Source organism: Paenibacillus sp. B2(2019) (genome assembly GCF_008370385.1).
GTDB lineage: Bacteria > Bacillota > Bacilli > Paenibacillales > Paenibacillaceae > Paenibacillus_AQ.
Map to the genome: position 1 here is coordinate 965,803 of NZ_VTZR01000002.1, position 19,447 is coordinate 985,249.

A 19,447-nucleotide genomic window follows, 5' to 3' on the forward strand; every position below is an offset into this window, starting at 1 on the left:
TACTGACTTTGGGAGTTGCTGTTATGAATCAATGGTCTGCACGATGGCATGAATTCGCGAAGAAAAGAAGTCATTTTGCACTTTGGAGTACATTTATCAAATGGATTGTACTCGGAAGTGTGGTTGGACTCTTATCGGGAACTGCCTCGGCTTTCTTTCTGAAAAGCTTAGACTATGTAACAGATGTACGTTTAGAGCATCCATGGCTACTTTATTTGCTGCCTCTTGGGGGAGTATTTATTAGTTTCTTATATATACGTTACGGAAAAAACAGCGCTAAAGGAAATAACCTTATTATAGAACAAATTCAGGATGGTACAGAGACCATTCCATTACGCATGGCACCCTTAGTATTGTTAGGAACACTGGTCACTCACTTGTTTGGTGGATCTGCCGGACGGGAGGGAACAGCTGTACAAATGGGAGGAAGCCTCGCGGAGTGGTTTGGGAAATTAATCAAAATCAGCCCGTTAGATCGCAAAATACTGTTAATGTGCGGGATTAGCGGAGGCTTTGGTTCTATTTTCGGAACACCGCTGGCTGGAACCTTATTTGGTCTAGAGGTAGTAACCATTGGACTTATTAGCCAACAGGCATTACTTCCATGTTTTGTGGCTAGCTTTGTTGGTGATCTGGTCACCACTCGATTGTGGGGCGTTCATCATACTCACTATGTCGTGAATGAATTTCCAACCTTAAGTTTAATGATTATTCTAAAAGTGGTATTGGCCTCTGTAATTTTTGGTCTCGTGAGTATGCTTTTCAGTGAACTGACTCATTTTCTAAAAAAAACCTTCACCGCCATGATAAGCAATCCTATGATAAAAGGTGCAGTGGGTGGTTTGATTATCATAGCGTTAGTATTCCTTGTAGGGTCCCGTGATTACTTAGGCCTCGGAATTCCATTAATCAAGGATTCTTTTGAGGGAGATGTCTCTCCTTTCGCTTTTTTATGGAAGCTGATCTTTACCGCCTTTACCTTAGGGACAGGATTTCAGGGTGGTGAGGTTACTCCGCTATTTGCGATTGGAGCCACATTAGGCAATGCTTTGGCTGGCATTTTACATGTATATGGACCGTTTCTGGCTGCTCTCGGATTCATTGCTGTCTTCTGTGGAGCTACCAGTACGCCTATCGCTTGCTTTTTAATGGGGATTGAGCTATTTGGTTCAGAGGGTGCTGTATACATGTTCATCGCTTGTGTGGTGAGTTATTTATTCTCCGGACATAGTAGTATTTATACTTCACAGCTTATTGGTGTATCGAAGAGCCAGTTCATTTCAATTCCTCAAGGGACTAGGATCGGTACGGTCAAACGCGCCAACAAAAAATAACAGCACCTCACGGATGGTGGTTGACAAGTGCGGGTACACGATTTAAAATGTAGCCAAACGAAGGGATGGTTTAAAATGATTCATGTAGAAACTGTAAAGTTATATACCAGAGGCTGCTCCGAACAAACGGATACAAACGATGAAACGTTGTCCGGAGCTTAATCGAAAAGCGAATCGCTTTTTATATCATCGAAAGATAGCTAGGTCATTTTAGTGTGATTCTTCATGCTTATTTGATTACGCCATCTTCCGATGTTAATGATTAAGAGGCTGTAGACAATTTTCGTCTACAGCCTTTTGTGTTATATTGCTCAGTTTCTACACTGACATTTATATGTTTGTGCCGTTCATTCGTGTACTGACAAGCAGAAGGCTTGCACCTAAGGGTGCAGTGTCTTCTGCTTTTTTTGCGTTCTTAATTAATTTTAGAAAAGAGGAATAGGAAATGAGTTTACTTGAGGTTTCTAATTTATCACATGCTTTTGGCGATAAGGTTCTATACAAGAATGTTTCTATGGAATTGTACAAGGGTGAGCATGTCGGTGTGGTTGGCCAGAATGGAACGGGGAAAAGTACGTTTATTAGCATTTTGACAGGCGAAGTGATCCCGGATGATGGAATGATAAAGTGGCAGCCCAATATTACAATCGGTCATCTCGATCAATATGCTGTCATGGATGGAAACCGTACGGTTCATAATTATTTAAGACAGGCTTTCTCAGAATTATATGAACTAGAACGAAAAATAAATGAGCTCTATGAAGAGTGCGCTGTTACTGGCAACGAAACGTTATTACAAAAGGCAGCAGACTACCAGGAACGATTAGAAGCGTTAGACTATTATTCGATGGAGAGCAACATCAGTAAGATGGTTACCGGTCTAGGGATCAACGCGATTGGAATCGACCGTCCCATCAAGCAGTTAAGCGGGGGGCAACGGACGAAAGTCATTCTGGCCAAGCTTTTACTTGAACAACCTGATGTGTTATTACTCGATGAACCAACCAATTATCTGGATAAGGAACATGTTAACTGGCTCGCTGAGTATCTGATTGCATTCAATCAAGCGTTCATTGTAGTGTCTCACAACTATGCCTTTCTCGATAAAATATCCACTAGTATTTGCGATATTGAGGGCGAAACGATTAAAAAATACCACGGGAAATACTCGGATTTTGTGAAGCAGAAGGAACATTTACGAGAGAGTCATATCCGGCAATATCATGCACAGCAGAAAAAAATCGAAACCACTGAGCAATTCATTCGAAAAAACGGTGCAGGTGTTAATTCCAAAATTGCCCGTGGTCGCCAGAAACAGCTGGATAGAATGGAACGAATCGCTGCTCCGACATTTGTCTCCAAAGCGTCTATTCGCTTTAAGGAGCTTCCGTGCATGTCACAAGTAGCCCTTAAAGTGGATCACTTAGTCGTAGGTTACGATAAGCCTTTGTTGCCTAAATTGAAGTTCTCCATTCGCGGTGGACAAAAGCTCGTGATTACGGGGTTCAACGGAATCGGGAAATCAACTTTACTAAAGACGTTTGTTGGAGAGATCCAAGGGATTACCGGTAGGTTTCAGTTCGCAGAACAAGTTAAAGTGGGTTATTTCGAGCAAGATTTAACTTGGGAAGACGATACAATGACACCTATTCAGGTGATTTCAACTTATGATCCCAAACTGACTGTAAAGGAAATACGTCGCTATCTAGCGCAGTGTGTTGTTAAAGATAATCTTGTAACACAGTCATTACGAACACTCAGCGGCGGGGAGCAATCTAAAGTTAAGCTGTGCTTATTACTGCTTTCAGAATATAACTTTCTAATTATGGATGAGCCGACCAATCACTTAGATGCTGAAACGAAAGATGCTTTACAGAAAGCTCTAATCCAATTTGGTGGAACTGTGATTCTTGTTTCTCATGAAGAACAATTTTATAAGGGATGGGTTGATCGTGTGCTCAACATAGGAGATGAGACCAGAAATAAAGGAGTTAAGTACTAATGCAAACCATGAATGATCATTGGAAAAGAAAAATAACCCTATTTCTAACGGCTCAAACCATATCTTTATTTGGATCTTCGCTTATTCAATATGCGATTATTTGGTATATCACTCTAACAACTACCTCAGGGGTGATGATGACGATATCAACCGTCTGTGGATTTCTCCCGCAGATGGCCATCTCGCTGTTTGCTGGGGTATGGATCGACCGCTATAGTCGTAAAAAAATGATCATGCTAGCAGATGGTATGATTGCGATCGCTACACTTCTTCTCGCTGTGATGTTTTTGATGGGTTATAACAATATTTGGTTGCTATATTTAATTTTGCTGATCCGAGCAGCAGGTACGGGCATACAGGTTCCTGCTGTGAACGCACTTATACCTCAAATTGTTCCAAAAGATCAGCTTATGAAGGTAAACGGAGTAAACAGCAGTATTTCATCCTTGATGATGTTTCTGGCTCCAGCTGCAGGTGGCGTGATCCTGTCGATTAGTACCATTGAAACTGCCTTTTTTATCGATGTGATGACTGCAATTATTGGGATCGGTATGATGTGTATAATCGTTATTCCAGCTCACGCTAAAGTGGAGGATGGTCAGAAATCGAATGTACAAGACATTAAGGAAGGATTTAAGTATCTAAAGGATCATGCTTTTATTAAGCAATTACTAATCTATTTATTTGTCGTAATGATACTGATTAGTCCAGCCGCCTTCTTAACCCCTCTAATGGTGAGTCGATCCTTTGGTCCAGAAGTATGGAGATTGACCGCAAGTGAGATGACTTTCAGTGCTGGGGCGTTAGTTGGAGGGGTTCTAATCGCATCATGGGGCGGCTTTAAGTCTCGTATGCATACCAACATTTTAGCATGTGCTTTCTACGGTTTGCTGATGGTTGGACTTGGCGTCGCTCCTATGTTTGCAGTGTACCTATTGTTTAACTTGTTGATTGGCATAACGATGCCTTGCTTTAACGCTCCTCTGACAGTGTTGTTGCAGCAGAATGTGGATCCGGATATGCAAGGTAGGGTATTTAGTCTTGTTCAAGTAACGAATTCATGTGCTTTGCCACTCGGGATGGTGCTGTTTGGTCCATTAGCTGATAGTATCCAAGTGGAGACAATTCTTTTACTCGCTGGTATTACAGTGATTATGTGCGCCTTGTATGCAGTGATTAAACTTCTTGCCTTAGCAAAGGACTACGATTAACATGAAGTTATTCCAAAAAAATACAATCATAGTCCAGGGGATCTTAGTTCGGTAAATTGTGGAGGGGGTTAGGTATGTATATCCATACATCTTCTTTAACACAGTTCCAAGGATTAGAGCCAATTGACTCATCACTCGAGCTATTCCTTAATCAGCATTTAGATCGTTATGATAAGTTGGAGCCTCACATCCATGCTTTTGTATCGGAAGAGAAAAGAACAGATAGAATCATGAGTGAAGTAGCGCTGCTAAGACAAACCTATCATGAGCTCCCAAAACCATCATTATACGGAGTTCCAGTAGGAGTTAAGGATCTAATTCATATAGACGGCTTGCCCACTCGTGCCGGCTCAAATCTTCCTCCACAGGAATTAACACGTTCAGAAGGTAGTTTTATTAAAAAGCTGCGGCAAAAAGGAGTATGGTTCACAGGCAAAACGGTGACCGAAGAGTTCGCATATGCCGGGCATCTCCCAACTCGTAATCCTCATCATTTGGATCATACACCAGGCGGCTCTAGTGCAGGGTCTGCAGCGGCAGTTGCCACGGGTATGTGTCCATTTGCGATAGGCACACAAAGTTTGCGTTCTGTTATGGCACCTGCTTCTTTCTGTGGTGTTGTTGGATTTAAGCCAAGCTATGGACGTATCCCCTTGGATGGTGTTCAGTTGATGTCCCCTTCATTTGATACGATGGGATTTTTCACACAGGATATGGTTAGCATGGAGCGGATCTCTTCAGAACTCATCTCGGAATGGAGGCCTTTCGAAACTAACCGTAAACCCGTGCTTGGTATTCCAGAAGGGGTATTCATGACTTTATTGGAAGAGGACGCTAAACATACTTTTTGGAGCCAGATTAAGAAGTTGGAAGAGGCGGGCTTCATCATAAAAACGGTTAAGATGCCATGGGAAGATAGTTTCATCTATGGGGATGCAATGTTGAGATTAGTACAAGGGGAAATGGCTCAAGTGCATACCGTACGATTTGAAAAATATAAAGATTACTATGGTTCGGCGATGCGTGCTGGTATTGAATCAGGTCAAACCATCAAAGAGGAAGAACTGGAGCGATATCGTAGAGGACAAATCAAATTGAGATATGATCTACTGGATGTTCAAAAGAAAGAAGGGATTGATATTTGGGTCTCGCCCGCTCAAGCAGGAACTGCTCCATTGTGGGGAACACGGACAGGATGGGCTGGAATGACGGCCATATGGTCATACGCAGGAGCGCCAACTGTGAGCATTCCTTCAGCCACTATTCATAACATGCCTTTAGGATTTCAATGTATTGGGGCTTACGGGCAGGATGAAAAGCTTATATATTGGAGTAGACTTGTATCACTAGCACTGGGGTGAGCCTATTTGGGCTACAGATGGGGCATGTTCGAGGTTAGATAACAGAGTGGGTCTTCAATACAATTGAAGATCTACTTTTTTTTGTATAAAGTGAGAGTTTTTCTGTTAGGGATCGTCTATAGAGTATCGTGCTTCAAGGAGGCTTAAGGGTGAAGGGACATGTACCGAAAGTTGAAAAAGAGGAAGAAAGGCAATGGATCCTAAACGTTCTGGATGGTCATAAGGAAGACTATTCGTATCTTGTGAATCGATATAAGAATAAAATCTATGGCCTTTTGAGAGGAATGGGGGCCGATCACCAAGACGCACAAGACATCACTCAGGATACTTTTATAAAAGCTTATCGTAAGCTAGCCTCACATGATTTGGATAAAAACTTTGCGGCTTGGCTGTATACGATCGCGACTAATTTACTGAAGGATTTGTGGAAAAAAACTCGTCCTATAGCGAGCTTACCAGACGATCTTGCTGAACTATCTCTTTCAGATAATCCAGAAGAAGAATTCATTCGATCGGAGCATCGCACAGAGCTGCATCAGTTAATGCAGAAGCTACCGCCTAATTATCGTACGACTTTGCTGCTTCGTTATACCAATGATTTAAGCTATGAAGAAATGTGTACGCTCTTAGAGGTCCCTTTAAGTAAGATCCAAAATGACCTTTATCGTGCAAAACAACGATTGAAACATATCATGACACACCAGGAGGTGAAGAGCGATGAAGTGCTTAAGTCCATTTGAGATCGAGCAATACATCCTAAGTACACCCACCTCCCGACCATTTGAAAATGTTGATCATATCGCTGCTTGTGCCCAATGCAATTTAATCTATCATACACTATTAGAAGAACAAGAGGAGTGGTCGCAAGCGTTGTTTGAAGAGAAGCTGCCAGATTCTTTTACTGCTCAAGTTATGGCTTCAATAGAATTCGTAGAACTAGAGAAAGTAACGGTACCTGACAGGAAGCGAAAGAATCCGAAGATACTTAAGTCACTAAGAATAGTCATGGGAGCGGCTTTGTTACTTGTTGTTCTGAGTGCCGTGATTTTATATTCTGTGCCCACATTGGCAGAGACTTTACGTTCTCTTTTTGTAAAAGATAATGTGGACATTGGCCTTTTGCGAGCGCAAGAATTTGGATTGGTAGAACATCCTAATATTAAGGTGAAGGATAAAGGCTATACGATAAAAATAGATGAAGCGGTGGCAGATCCTACACGGGTAATTATTGCTTTACAGTTGTTCGGACCGGATGGAAAGCATGATAAAAAGCGGTTGGTCCTTAATGAAGGGAATAGTATTGCGATTAAGGATGATCAAGGGAAGATCGTAGGGAATTTATCTGATATAGGATTTACCAATGACTTTTACTATTTGATCGTTAATTTCTCTGAACCTCTGCAAACTGATCGAATTACGGTCCAAGGTCATGTTACTGAATTGGGGAGTGAACGAATAAACATTCCTATTGTTCAAGGGGATTGGAATTTCAATTTTTCGATGGATATGACAGAAGCTAATAAGCAAACGACCTCTATGCCACTAACGGGTAGCTACACCTCCCCGGACGGTTTAACTGTGACCTTGAAAAAATTAACTCATATGGTGCAAGGTGTTCATTTTGAGTTCGATACTCAATTGAGTGAAGAGGCGTTGACTCGTTCTCCCGGCGAACTATGGAAGCAACAGGGCTTGAAATTCCACTTTGAGGATACAGCAGGAGAAGAGATTCACAGTGTTAATGCTAGAAAGTTTCCTAATAGGGATAGCGTTATGTCCTACTCTAATGTTCCAGGGGAAACAAAGGGACTTATGCATTGGAGCTATATGTTTAAATATTTACCGCAGGATACGCCTTATACTTTCGTATTGGATGGATATTTTATCCCAGAGAAGGATGGTTCTAGTGTGCAATTTGAGCCAGCCAAGTTGAAAGAACATCCGATTCCCTTTGCTTTTGACGGGGATGAGTTGATGTTAAATGATTTTACTGTGGAGTCGTCTCCCGATAACAATGTATCAGCGAAGGAAGGTGTATTACATTTTAGAGGAAGATTGAGGAATGAGTTTATAAATAGTGAATGGATATTTAAGACACTAGATGGCAAGGAGTACAAACTCACTGAACAAGGAGCTCTTACTACTAAAGGGGTAGGGTGGAAAGATGGTTATATTGAATTTATCGAGTCTCAGTCAAATAATCAAAAGAAATATTTCCAATTCCGTGCTGAAGGCCTTAAACAGATTCCCAAGCAGCTTCAATTAATACGCACGATAGTCAACCGATTGTACACCAATGTAGATTGGTCCGTTCCTATCATGGAAGCTAGCGAAAAGCAGTAAAATCAATCATTTACTTTCCGGATTGTACAAGCAGATAGGAGCTCTGTCGCATCTCATATACTATCACAATCGAAAAGAGGTGGTAGTTTATGACTGCTGCAGAGAAGAGAAGAATTCAAAGAGCTTTGAATGCTTTGCGTAAGCAAAGAGTGGTTCTGAAAGAAAGCCTTAAAAGAATTGAAGCATTGCTTTGCAGATTGCCTATTGGCAGTCGCGAAAGATTTGAATTGTTAGCAGTAAGAGATTCAATCGTAGAAGCGCTCCGACTCAATGCTATTGCTATACGAAATTTAAAAGACGTTACTTGTGCTTGTTAATTCGTTGAACTTCTGAACCTTCTGATCCTTGTATCAACGATCAAAGTAAAGCTTTTTCCTGTCACATTAGGAGGATACTGTTTTTCTTTCTTATTGATCTGACGGGTAACGATAGCTCAATAAACACGATAAGGCAGCCGGTCAGTCAATGTGATCGGCTGCCTTTATTCAGCAAACGGGCAGGATAGTTGAAGTTCAAACGCGGGAAAACGTATAATAAATAGGGTTTAACCCCTAAGATGACTCTTAGTTTTTTTATATGACTTAATACAACAATATTTACAAATTCATGATACGATATTGCTAAATCAGGAAATAGATGCTCCATATGTAAGATAGAATTAATTATTGATGGAACTGTTGAAGATGATTCATAACAAAATGATTGATGATCAACCAAGGACGTTTACTGAAACTATTATGATTCTGTAGAATGGGGGCCACTATATGTCATTAGTTAATGAAAAAGAAGAGTGTTTACTTATCGAGACATTAAAATCACATATACCAAATGTAGAGGAATTACTGAATCCAGCAGTTGAGGAATCGGAAATAAATCTTTTTGAGAGCATGATGAACTGCAAATTTCCAGAAGATTTTAGAAAGTTATACATGAATTCTAATGGAGAAGGAGAGCAGATTTTTGGCGTTATGGCTGGTCTTGGTTGGATGAACATTGAATCGATAGTAAGCAACTGGAAGTCCCTTTTGGAATCAGCATACGATATTATATCCAGCAAACCAGATTTAATAAAAGATGGGAACTACAGAGAAGGCTGGATTCCTTTTGCCGAAGATGGTGGAGGCTCATATTTGGCAATTGATTTAGACCCCGGAGAAAAGGGCGTTTATGGGCAAATTATAACGATAGATCACAATTCTAGTTTTTCATATGTTATTGCGGAAAGTTTGGGACATTTCTTTGAATTTATCGATTCGAGCCTCAGAAATAGTAGTATTGGTATTAGTGAAGAAGATGATGTAATCATATTATCCCGTGAAAGTGGAAGTTTGTTGGATGATATTTTGGCTTTGACTAAAATGGATATCGAAGAGAACAGCCTTATCCCTGTAAGCGGATTTTGGGAAGAGTATTTTAAAGACGATGTTGAGAGTGGTTTTGTATCTTCAAAAACATTGAAAAAAAAGAGAATGGTATTTATTAGAGCTGATCAAGCTCAAAAATACGGAGCATTATCTTTGGATATTTTAACCCATATGGTTAATCTTAAAGAACTTATTATACATGCGGATGAAATTACTAATTTCGATGTACTTAAACGGTTACCTTCTTTAGCAGAACTTGTGATAGGATCAGAAGCCTTTAAAGAGTCTGATTTGGAGTACTTAGTTTCTTTAGATGGGCTAAGGCAGCTAACATTAATAGGACTTCCATTAAAAGATATACATAAACTGAAAGATATAAAGAAATTAAAGAGTTTGAGATTATGTAGAATGAACTCAATTGATAGGGAATTAATAGGAACTATAAAAAAATTGAAGGAACTAAGTTTAGAAGAAATGGAGGTTGGCGACCTGCTTTATATTTCAAACCTTAGTAAGTTAATAAAACTAGAGCTCAAACAAGTGACTATACCACATTTATCATTCTTAAAAGGTTTAAAGAATCTAACGTTTTTTGAGACGGATAGCTTTGCAATAGATGAATCACATATAGAGGTTATAGGAGAATTGAAGAAATTAAAGCAATTCACTTATCCGGTTGGAGATTTAACAATACTCAAAAATTGTATGAGTCTAAAGCAGATTGGAGTAGATGCATCAAGACTTAAAGGGTTGGAGGAAATTTCAGACTGTAATATAGTCGATATAACTATATTTCATGCAACATCGAAAGAGAACGCAAAGTCCGTAGTCGCGGAGTTTAATAAATACTTTAAACTTCAGTCATATGGATGGCAGGTAACATGGAAAGATTAATGAAACTTGCCTACACTGAGCTTTATCATAATAGGGCGAAATTTTTATAAAAGAAAGGAGCCTAGCCATATTGGTTAGTCTCCTTTCTTTTTGCTGTTAGACCAACTTGACAGAGGTCTATATTTCGATTGGTAGAAAAATGATAAGGGCTTGGTAATACTTCATTTAATAAAAGCCTCACTGATACCTAATAAAATACTATAAAGGAAATGGAAGATGGGACAGAGGGGCCTTTTTTGCGAAACAAGAAATAATATACATGGGTCTGTGAAGTTTACAATACTAATCTAATCATTGAACGTCTAGCATTAAGTATAATGGAACGACGCATTAGGCAGATAAGGCGTACTACGGGTTGTTTATATTTTTTCGAAATGGAGAGTTTATGAAAAAGACTATTGTTTTTGTATTATCAATACTTATATTATTCTCAGGATTCGCAACACAAAGTTATGCGTCGTTGTCAGATACGCAATCTGCGGCAATACAGGCGTTGTTGGATGATGCCCGTCGTATATCAGGTGTGCCGGGAATGTCAATCTCAATACTTGCTGATGATGAAGTGTTCTACTTTTCTTCCGGGTATGCAGACCGTGAAAGTGGGTTGTCTGCAAGTGAAAATACACTATATGAGTTGGCCTCGGTCAGAAAAGCTTTTACCGGCATGGGTATTCTGCTGTTGGAGGAGCAAGGGCTGCTGTCAATGACTGACACTGTCCAAAAATATTTACCTTGGTTTACGTTAAAGTATCAAGGCAAACCTGTTGATATGCAAGGCCTTACACTCAATAACTTTCTTCACCATACTAGCGGCCTAACAAATGTTAGGCATTCTCAAAATATTCCACAAGGCAATACACCAGATTTGCTGCAAAAGACTGTGGAAATGCTGGTAGATGCTGAGTTGGCGTTCCCTCCCGGTGAACAGTATAGCTATGGAACCGTTAATTATGACGTATTGGGTTTGGTTATTGAGATTGTGTCGGGACAAAGCTATGAAGACTTTATGAGGGAACAGGTATTTCAGCCGTTAGGTCTTCACCAGACGTATGTTTATAAAGAAGATGCTCAAGCCACCGGACAGTTGGCGCAGGGCTACCGTTCTTCCTTTTTTATGACAACTCCATATAACGCGCCGGATTATTCCGGGAATAAACCCGCAGGCTACATCATTTCTTGTACAAAAGATATGGCGCGTTGGATGGGCATACAGATGGGTATTGTGCAGGACATACCCGAAATATTCCATACGGTTATCGAAAAATCACATCAGGGTGATATGTCTGTTCCGGCTGTCAACGAAATGTATTATGCGGCGGGCTGGACGGTAAACGCCAACCAAACGATTATAGAGCACCCCGGGGGAAATCCCAATTTTGGAACCGAAGTGATCATACTGCCAAATGAACGAACAGCCGTCTGCTTGCTGACCAACGGCGCAAATATCAATAGAAGCATTGTACTAAAAGTTAAAGATATATTAGACGGCAATCTAACGCAGTCATATGAAATAAGCGGCACACAGCTTTTGGACATCATTTTATCGTCTACCACAATTATTCTTTGCCTATTGGCTGTTCTGTTCTTTATCTTAGGATTACGCAGAAGGAAAACGAATGAGCGGCAGCCAATTACAAAAAAGCGAATAATCGTAACAGCTATTTTGCTGATTGCTACGATTGCCCTGTGTATAATGTGCTGTGTATTAGATTGGTCAACGATACTTATTTGGCAAACATATAGTGTTCTTACAGCTTTGATTTCGTCGGCATTATTAACAGCAAGCATTACATGGTTTGTATACACTCACCGATATAATGCCTCGCTCCGAAAATAAGCATTTTGTTCGTTCGCTTATTGGTAAAATGCGTATAGCGTATTTTGTTTGGTACAGCGGAAAGTAGAGTTACGAAATAGTGAGAAAGAATTGATTTAACGCCAGATTCACCTCAATATAACCATTTAAAGTTCAAGCAGAGATACCACTTGAACTTTTCTTTTGTTGAATTCTTTGAACAATCCTTGGTGATTCTCAATCTACATACTGGCAGTAAAGCTCAATGTTACTATACATCGGATTTGTTGGGTTTCCGTTCATTACCGGAATCTCGTTATCCGAGTACATCCGGCGTCGAAGATTGACATTGGCGGCTTTTGAATTGCAGATAACCGATACAAGGGTGATCGATTTAGCCATGAAATATGGATACCGAACGCCGGAAGCGTTCGCAAGGGTGTTCAAGAATCTCCATGGGATCATGCCGATATCTGTGCGCGATAAAGGCGTTTCCTTACGCCGCTTCATAATAATCTGTTGAGATGCTCTGCAAGTTGGCCAAATAAATAACCATTGTGTAACCCACCCACTGTCAAACTGAGGCGATGATGACTGAGTAGAGCGCAAGACGCGGATCTCCGAGAAAATTGATGCGTTCAAAGCTAAGAGCAACTACAAGTTGATTAATTAAACCGAAGTCGGAAGGTGAGTACATAAAATTCCAGAGAAAACCGATAACCAATACGCTGAACAACGCAGGAATGAAGAACGCAGCCCGTAGCAGATTTTTTGTTTTTAATTTTTTATTGAGAAATACCGATAATGGAATGGCAACAACCTTTAGCTTATAGGATGTACAAGAGACAAATCGCCTTGCCCCTTGTAATTTATACGACCTATTTAGATTTCTCCAGCAGCTCAACTGCTTTCTTGTCTACCGCTTCTAGCACTTGACGAGGCGTTTTAGTACCTGCTATGATTTCTTGAATATCTTTCCTAGATCTGAGAAAGCAGGGCCAGCAACGCCCCAATTATTAACAAGGTACATGACATTGCCGCCTTGAAAGTTTCTTGAAGTAACCCCTTTCAAAAAAAGAGGAACCTCCTTTATTATCGACCCGTTGAATTACAAGCGATAGCGGATACATGAAGGATGTAATCTCAAATCTCATACATTAAAAGAGACAGTATTGAGGAGTATTCGTATGGAGCATAAATTAACCTTAATTAATGTTTTTGCCGGCATAAATTCAGAGGAAGCAGTCTTTGAAGAGCTTCCTGCAGAATGCATAAGCGATAAAATATTCAAATTATGTGCATCTCCTGGGCTGGCTCTAGGGCTTGCGAAAGGAGATACAATAAAACTCCATCCCAATGGAGAGTTTGAATTAATAAAACATGGTGGGAATTTCTGCATTCAAATTTACAAAGAGGAGCTTGTTAAAGGAAAGATAGAGACAGCTGAATCTATAGTCAAACGAGAGCTTTCCGGTTCTTTAGATGGATTTCATAATGGCTCGCTTGCCTTCACCGCGCCCATCAGGAATGGATTTCATGCCACCAATAAGGTTTTCAATGTAATTAGAGATTTATTAGAATCGGAGTACTATTACTCTAATATTTACGAATATCCATATAACTTTGACGATGAAGAGTTAGTTAGCTGGGCTAGAGATCTGGATTAATCGCTTCAAAATATCAGTTCTCCGGCATCATACACTATCTCTGGCCACATTTTTCAATATGATCTCCAATCCTGATCCTGAGTCAAAAAAATAACGTGTAATCATAATATACCCAAAAGCTCAAGAGTTGCAGGAGGCAGATATGGTAGATGAAAGGCATCTTGTTTATTTCAAAGAACTCCTGGAAGGAAATGCTGAAATTTCTTTTAAGGCATACCTTTCAAATAATGAAGATTCTTTGCGCAAGCAATTTTCTCCGGCGAGATTTGCAAGACTGAAGTTCAAGTCAATTGATGAAATAATAAAGATTCTTGACGAAGAGAATGTATCCTACAGCATTAATGATCATGCCGTAAGAAACGAAAAATATTTAGCAACCTTTCATCTGGATGCCTTGAATGAACAAGGTAGGCTTAAGGAAGGATTCAAAGACACCCTATTCAAAGGAACTGTTCACAACTTTAAAGCCAAGGGGGAAGAAGCAGTCTTAACCCTCTATAAATACATCGAATACCCTAAAAAAATCAATAACAAAAAAAATATAGAAAAACTCCAAGACATCGAATGTTTCGCCGAATTGGAATTATCCTTAGGGGATGAAAGTCTTGGCTTATTTTTACTAAAGGCTCTAGCCTCTATTGAGCGCCAGCTTTCCGAAGTAGATGATATTGTCCTTAAAGCTCAAGAAGCAGTCATGAAGCACCATTCATCAAAAAGAGATAATAACTTCTTAATTGGAGAGATTTGCCCTTTCAATTACTGAAATGGCAGGCCGCGAACGATGAAGGAGGACAATGATACAAGCCCAAATTCTAAACCAAAAAACCAATATTGAAAAAAGGTGATGGATGTGCAAATCAATAAAGAGTCATGCCGAGGGATCATTCTGGAATTCGACATTAGGAGAACAATTATTCTCAATTTATATATTAAAGAATGGTCTATGCCAGAATATAGAGTCATAATGACAAAACCGGAGATTGGCGTATATATTGAGTTATTTTATTTTCCATCAATTGACGTTAATATTCCTGCAAGATTCGCAACAGTCGGCTTATCTAATTCCATTCGGAAAACTGGAAAACCTATTGAGAATGAATGGATGATAGCTTTAAAACCCGATTTGGGACAAGAAAACATTGATCGCATATTCTCATATTTCTGTGACATAATTGCCCATAATATTGAACATATACAATCTTCGGAAGTACCACGAGTAATGACTGAGAGCGCACTCGCACCAGAAAATTGGACTACAAAAGCCCTCTTGATTGATGAACTAAGAGGAGAAAGTGAGGATTTAGAACAAATAAAAATAGGTGAAGAAATAATTAATGTCTTGTGGGTAGTACCAATTACCCCCAAAGAATCTCGTATAATTTTACAAGAAGGCATAGATGCTTTTGATGCTTACATAGATAATCATCACTATTCCATAATTGATCCCACTCGTCCTGATTAATAAGAGCAGTTCAATATCATTTGCACTAAACCAACCATACCCCTACAGGTGGGACCTTGGCTCGCGAACCACGTTGTGGAAATTCAAACCATGTCTACGGTGGTGCCAGAAAGTCCAAATGACACTGTGAAGCGCTTGCTCGGCTAGGGCATTATTTTCCTTGAACAGGGGTAATGGTTCTAGAGTATGACAGCGGAATTCTTGGATGAGAGTACAGGATTACTGATGTACAAGGTAGAAGACAACTGAAAGTAGAACAAAAGAGTGAATTCCTTCCAAAAGCGCCGCAAGGCGTTTTTCATTGTGCAGTTTGTCTTTGAAATCCGATATGATACTATAAGCTTAATGTGCCGAAAACGTATAAAAGAGAGGGATACATATATGACCAACAAACTATACTACAATTCTACATACCTTACTGATTGGAAGACCTGTATTACTGAAACCATAGAACGAGAAGATGGACTCTATGTTATTTTGGAGAAGACCGCTTTTTATCCGCATGGCGGTGGGCAACCTTGTGATTTAGGGACTATTGGGGATATCCCGGTACTTGATGTAATCAGTGAGGAAGATCTTGTCCTGCATAAGCTGCAACGTCTGCCTGATGATTTATCCGTCACTTGTCAAATCGATTGGAAGAGAAGATTTGATCATATGCAGCAGCATAGTGGACAACACTTGCTCTCAGCCATCTGTCTCAATTTGTACCAGTTTATGACTCTAAGCTTTCATTTAGGTGAGGATTATTGCACCATTGATATAGAAGTGCCAGAACTGTCGCCTAAACAACTTCATTCCATAGAGTGGGAGGTTAATCGGCAGATTTACCAGAACCATAGTATCCTGAGCTATTTTGTAACAGGGGAAGAGGCTTCACAGCTTAAATTGGTCAAACAACCTAAAGTGACGGAGAACATCCGGATTGTAGAAATTAAAGATGTTGAATATAACGCTTGCGGTGGTACGCATGTATCTTCAATAGGTGAGATTGGTATAATTAAGCTTCTGAAAGCGGAGAAACAAAAAGGCAATACGCGGATCTATTTTAAATGTGGATACCGTGCTTTGGAGGAGTTTAATAGCAGTCTGCAAATTGTTGGAGCTCTATCTTCCAAGTTCAATACGGGAAAAGATGAAATTATCGATCGCATTGAAAAATGGGAGAATGAACAAAAGCAGCTGCAAGCTGAAATTACCCTACTTAAAGAGAAGAATGATGATTATGTCGTACAGGAGCTTTTAGCACAGCAAGAAGGAAAGCTGATCTCAAAAGTGTTCGAGGATAAATCGCTGAAAGATTTACAAAGTTTAGCTAACAAGCTTACCGCGAAATGCGATGTTCCGGTTTTATTGGCTAGTTCTGCTGAGAATAAGGTTGTATTTGCACAGAATGGCAGCGCGGAGATCTCCTGTGGAGCTTTTTTCAAAGAGCACCTAAGTACCTATAATGGAAAAGGCGGAGGCAGTGATAAACTAGCGCAAGCAGGATTCCAGACATGGGGAGATGCCTTGGCGTTTTATGAGTTTGCAGGAAGTTAAGATTACTTTATAAAAGACAGAAGACCTGACTGCGGTAGTCTACCATGGATCAGGTCTTTTTTATACGTAAAACGGAAACAAGAAACTTTTTCCAAATCTTGTCGTCTAATTACATATGACTATAGAGTCGAGGGAGACGAAAAGAAATGAATAAATGGAAGGTAACGCTAGGAATCTTGACTGTTTTGATTTTAAGTACGGGGTATGGATCGGTATCAGCCCAAGCAGAAAACCAAATTCAATTCAACTATAAAGAAATCGGAATCAGCAGCAAACAGGTGATCACGGAGAATACAACTTTTGTGCCCCTGAAATCACTCGCAGATGCTATGGGGTATACATTATCATGGGATCAACCGTCCAAAACGGCCAAACTGGTTCGTCCTGGGCGTGAGGTTATCTTCACGGCTGGTACTGTAAAGTCAAAAGTGAATGAGGCAGTGGTGACCTTAACAAAGTCCCCACGTATTATAAAAGGCTCGGTGTACGTGCCATTGGTCTCGGCGGTCAGTGCGCTTGGAGGTAAAGCGGGGCTTAATAAAACGGATGGGGTTATCCAAATTATAGATGAAGCTAGATTGGTTTCTGCTTCTGTAGATGGAAGATCCTATTGGATATCTCAAAAAAACGGCGATTTGTATTACCGTGCAACGGAAACTGGGAAACCAGTAATTATTGGTCGACTACCTTTTAAGAAATCTGCGTACAACTACGCTTTTGAGATTGAAAAAATGGGCAATGGTACGGACTTACTCCAGTTAACGGACAATCATTATGCCATGTTCACCGATTTTAATAGCAGTTATCAAGTATTGGTTAAAGCGGGCACTATTCTCAAGCAAATGGACTATCATTACAATAACTCGGCTTATATCCATGCACCACAAGTGCCTTCCACTCAGGTGTATATAACCGACGGGAAGAACGTTCAATATATTACTAAGGATGGCGGTTTGGGCAAGTTATTTGAGATGGAAAAGTTAACAGGAGCAACCGGAGATTTCATAGTGGAGTATGCTGCGGAAGACGTTGTGCTCGTTCGTTTATTAGATACGACACACTTATATTTAGTTTATAGCAACACCGGTGAAATCATTAATCTCTATGAAAAACTAATTACTAGTGAAGATTGTAAGGAATGGGATAGAGTAAATGATGGCAGAGATCCATATGTATTGACCAGAATGTTAGTGTTGAAGAGTCGCAAAGGGAATGTAATGACATTCACCTATACTCCAATCCTTGAGGAAAAAGCAAAAACAGTGACATTTACACTTCAATCCAAATAATTGCACTCACTTTTATGTAACTAGCAAAAAGAGCGATGTTTAAAATCGCTCTTTTTTGCATTTTGGATTATTTCATCATCATCGTACTTCCACCTTTAATCTGAAGAGGTTGATCATTTACGGATACCCAAACATCAATAGCCGAGTTGTTACGGATGACCGTTTTGTCAGCACTCATCTTCAGTGAATATAGCGCAGCAACATAATCATAAATCTCTATATTGGTAGCGTACCAAATATCCGAATGTCTACCTGCTTGTTGGCAAAAGGATTCGATAAGCTCCCAATTGTTCTGCTGTGCAAATTCATAACTATGACCCCAAACATAACAGAGTCTCAGTTTTTGGGATGGCCCTTCCGTTGTAAATCGCTCCCATACGTGATGCAGATCTTCTATATGATGACATGTTGGATGCCACTCCATGAAATTCAAAGGCATATCAAACTGTTTGGTAGAATGGACAGTTCGGCTGTATTCAATCCCAACAGACTGTAGATGAGCAATGATTTCCTGAGAGTATGTACCGTATGGATAGGACATGCCTCGTACCGGATAATCCACTAGTTTCTCCAGTCGCTTACGGTCTTCGAACAGCTCATCGATTACCATAGGTAAAGGTAGACGCTCTAGATGTGGATGGGTAACGGAATGGGCAGATACCTCATGGTTTCTGAGCGAATGTTTAACATCAGCAGATGATAAGAATCCGGGTGCGTTTATCATTGCGCTATTTAAATGGAAAGTACCTTTAATCCCATATTGATCAAAAATCTCCGCCAAGCGAATATCGTGTTTCTGTCCGTCATCATAGCTCATGGTGAGCGCCTTGGGCAATCCGTCCGGGAATAAGTTAAATTGAAGTTTCATGAATGTACACTCCTGTTCGTTTGGTCATTTCGAAAATCACCTCTTCCAATTATAAACATTAAACGTTATAATCGGTTTCCACGTCTAAACAATGAAAGTGTTTACAGAATGGAATACACTTATAAGGAGAGATGCTGCCTGCCTGACTTTCTCTATGTTGTAAAACTATTATATGTGAAAGACAGAAGAAACTCACTTTTATATTTTATCACTAACTTACTGAGTGCCCCAATCCTTTTTGCAGAATTATTCACAACGAAATATGTGGTTGACCTCATTCAGAACTTCAATCCTAACACCTACCAACATATCTTG

Annotated in this window: 15 protein-coding genes and 2 pseudogenes; 16 read left to right on the forward strand and 1 reads right to left on the reverse strand. The window is 40.0% G+C overall.

Annotated elements, in window-relative coordinates; genetic code table 11:
• Positions 1–23 precede the first annotated feature (23 nt).
• The 16 genes and pseudogenes from PAENI_RS04890 to PAENI_RS04970 all read left to right on the forward strand — a co-directional run bounded on the left by PAENI_RS04890 (position 24) and on the right by PAENI_RS04970 (position 18,264).
• Positions 24–1,334 (forward strand): voltage-gated chloride channel family protein, encoded by a 1,311-nt coding sequence (locus PAENI_RS04890; protein WP_149644430.1) that lies wholly within the window; start codon positions 24–26, stop codon positions 1,332–1,334.
• Between the two features lie 445 nt (positions 1,335–1,779).
• Positions 1,780–3,336 carry an ABC-F family ATP-binding cassette domain-containing protein gene (locus PAENI_RS04895; RefSeq protein WP_149644431.1) on the forward strand — a complete coding sequence of 519 codons (1,557 nt, stop codon included), beginning with the start codon at positions 1,780–1,782 and terminating at the stop codon, positions 3,334–3,336.
• Between the two features lie 8 nt (positions 3,337–3,344).
• A complete protein-coding gene (locus PAENI_RS04900) occupies positions 3,345–4,547 on the forward strand; it encodes an MFS transporter (RefSeq protein WP_410477454.1) in 1,203 nt (400 codons plus the stop codon).
• Between the two features lie 74 nt (positions 4,548–4,621).
• Positions 4,622–5,908, forward strand: coding sequence for an amidase (locus PAENI_RS04905; RefSeq protein WP_149644433.1), 1,287 nt, complete (start codon positions 4,622–4,624; stop codon positions 5,906–5,908).
• 149 nt (positions 5,909–6,057) lie between these two features.
• Positions 6,058–6,648: an RNA polymerase sigma factor gene (locus PAENI_RS04910; protein ID WP_188114475.1), complete on the forward strand. Its 591-nt coding sequence runs from the start codon at positions 6,058–6,060 to the stop codon at positions 6,646–6,648.
• A complete protein-coding gene (locus PAENI_RS04915) occupies positions 6,626–8,251 on the forward strand; it encodes a DUF4179 domain-containing protein (RefSeq protein WP_149644435.1) in 1,626 nt (541 codons plus the stop codon). The genes PAENI_RS04910 and PAENI_RS04915 overlap by 23 nt, the downstream gene beginning before the upstream one ends.
• 89 nt (positions 8,252–8,340) lie before the next feature.
• Positions 8,341–8,568: a hypothetical protein gene (locus tag PAENI_RS04920; RefSeq protein WP_042187971.1), complete on the forward strand. Its 228-nt coding sequence runs from the start codon at positions 8,341–8,343 to the stop codon at positions 8,566–8,568.
• A 447-nt stretch (positions 8,569–9,015) separates the two neighbouring features.
• Complete coding sequence (locus PAENI_RS04925) at positions 9,016–10,509, forward strand: SMI1/KNR4 family protein (protein WP_149644436.1); 1,494 nt, start codon at positions 9,016–9,018, stop codon at positions 10,507–10,509.
• 385 nt (positions 10,510–10,894) lie between these two features.
• Positions 10,895–12,346, forward strand: a complete 1,452-nt coding sequence (locus PAENI_RS04930; protein ID WP_149644437.1) for a serine hydrolase domain-containing protein — start codon at positions 10,895–10,897, stop codon at positions 12,344–12,346.
• 250 nt (positions 12,347–12,596) lie between these two features.
• Positions 12,597–12,812 (forward strand): annotated as a pseudogene (locus tag PAENI_RS04935) (helix-turn-helix domain-containing protein); the annotation flags it as partial.
• Between the two features lie 679 nt (positions 12,813–13,491).
• Complete coding sequence (locus PAENI_RS04945; RefSeq protein WP_149644439.1) at positions 13,492–13,971, forward strand: DUF4265 domain-containing protein; 480 nt, start codon at positions 13,492–13,494, stop codon at positions 13,969–13,971.
• A 142-nt stretch (positions 13,972–14,113) separates the two neighbouring features.
• Complete coding sequence (locus PAENI_RS04950) at positions 14,114–14,734, forward strand: hypothetical protein (protein ID WP_149644440.1); 621 nt, start codon at positions 14,114–14,116, stop codon at positions 14,732–14,734.
• An 81-nt stretch (positions 14,735–14,815) separates the two neighbouring features.
• A complete protein-coding gene (locus PAENI_RS04955; protein WP_262495502.1) occupies positions 14,816–15,433 on the forward strand; it encodes a suppressor of fused domain protein in 618 nt (205 codons plus the stop codon).
• A gap of 54 nt (positions 15,434–15,487) precedes the next feature.
• Positions 15,488–15,580, forward strand: a pseudogene (locus PAENI_RS32500) (SDR family NAD(P)-dependent oxidoreductase); the annotation flags it as partial.
• A gap of 234 nt (positions 15,581–15,814) precedes the next feature.
• Positions 15,815–16,975: an alanyl-tRNA editing protein gene (locus PAENI_RS04965; RefSeq protein WP_149644442.1), complete on the forward strand. Its 1,161-nt coding sequence runs from the start codon at positions 15,815–15,817 to the stop codon at positions 16,973–16,975.
• 146 nt (positions 16,976–17,121) lie between these two features.
• On the forward strand, positions 17,122–18,264 hold the full coding sequence (locus PAENI_RS04970) for a copper amine oxidase N-terminal domain-containing protein (RefSeq protein WP_149644443.1): 1,143 nt from the start codon (positions 17,122–17,124) through the stop codon (positions 18,262–18,264).
• Between the two features lie 67 nt (positions 18,265–18,331).
• Here PAENI_RS04970 and PAENI_RS04975 read toward each other — a convergent pair whose 3' ends face one another.
• Positions 18,332–19,132, reverse strand: coding sequence for a polysaccharide deacetylase family protein (locus PAENI_RS04975; RefSeq protein ID WP_149644444.1), 801 nt, complete (start codon positions 19,130–19,132; stop codon positions 18,332–18,334).
• Between the last annotated feature and the right edge of the window lie 315 nt (positions 19,133–19,447).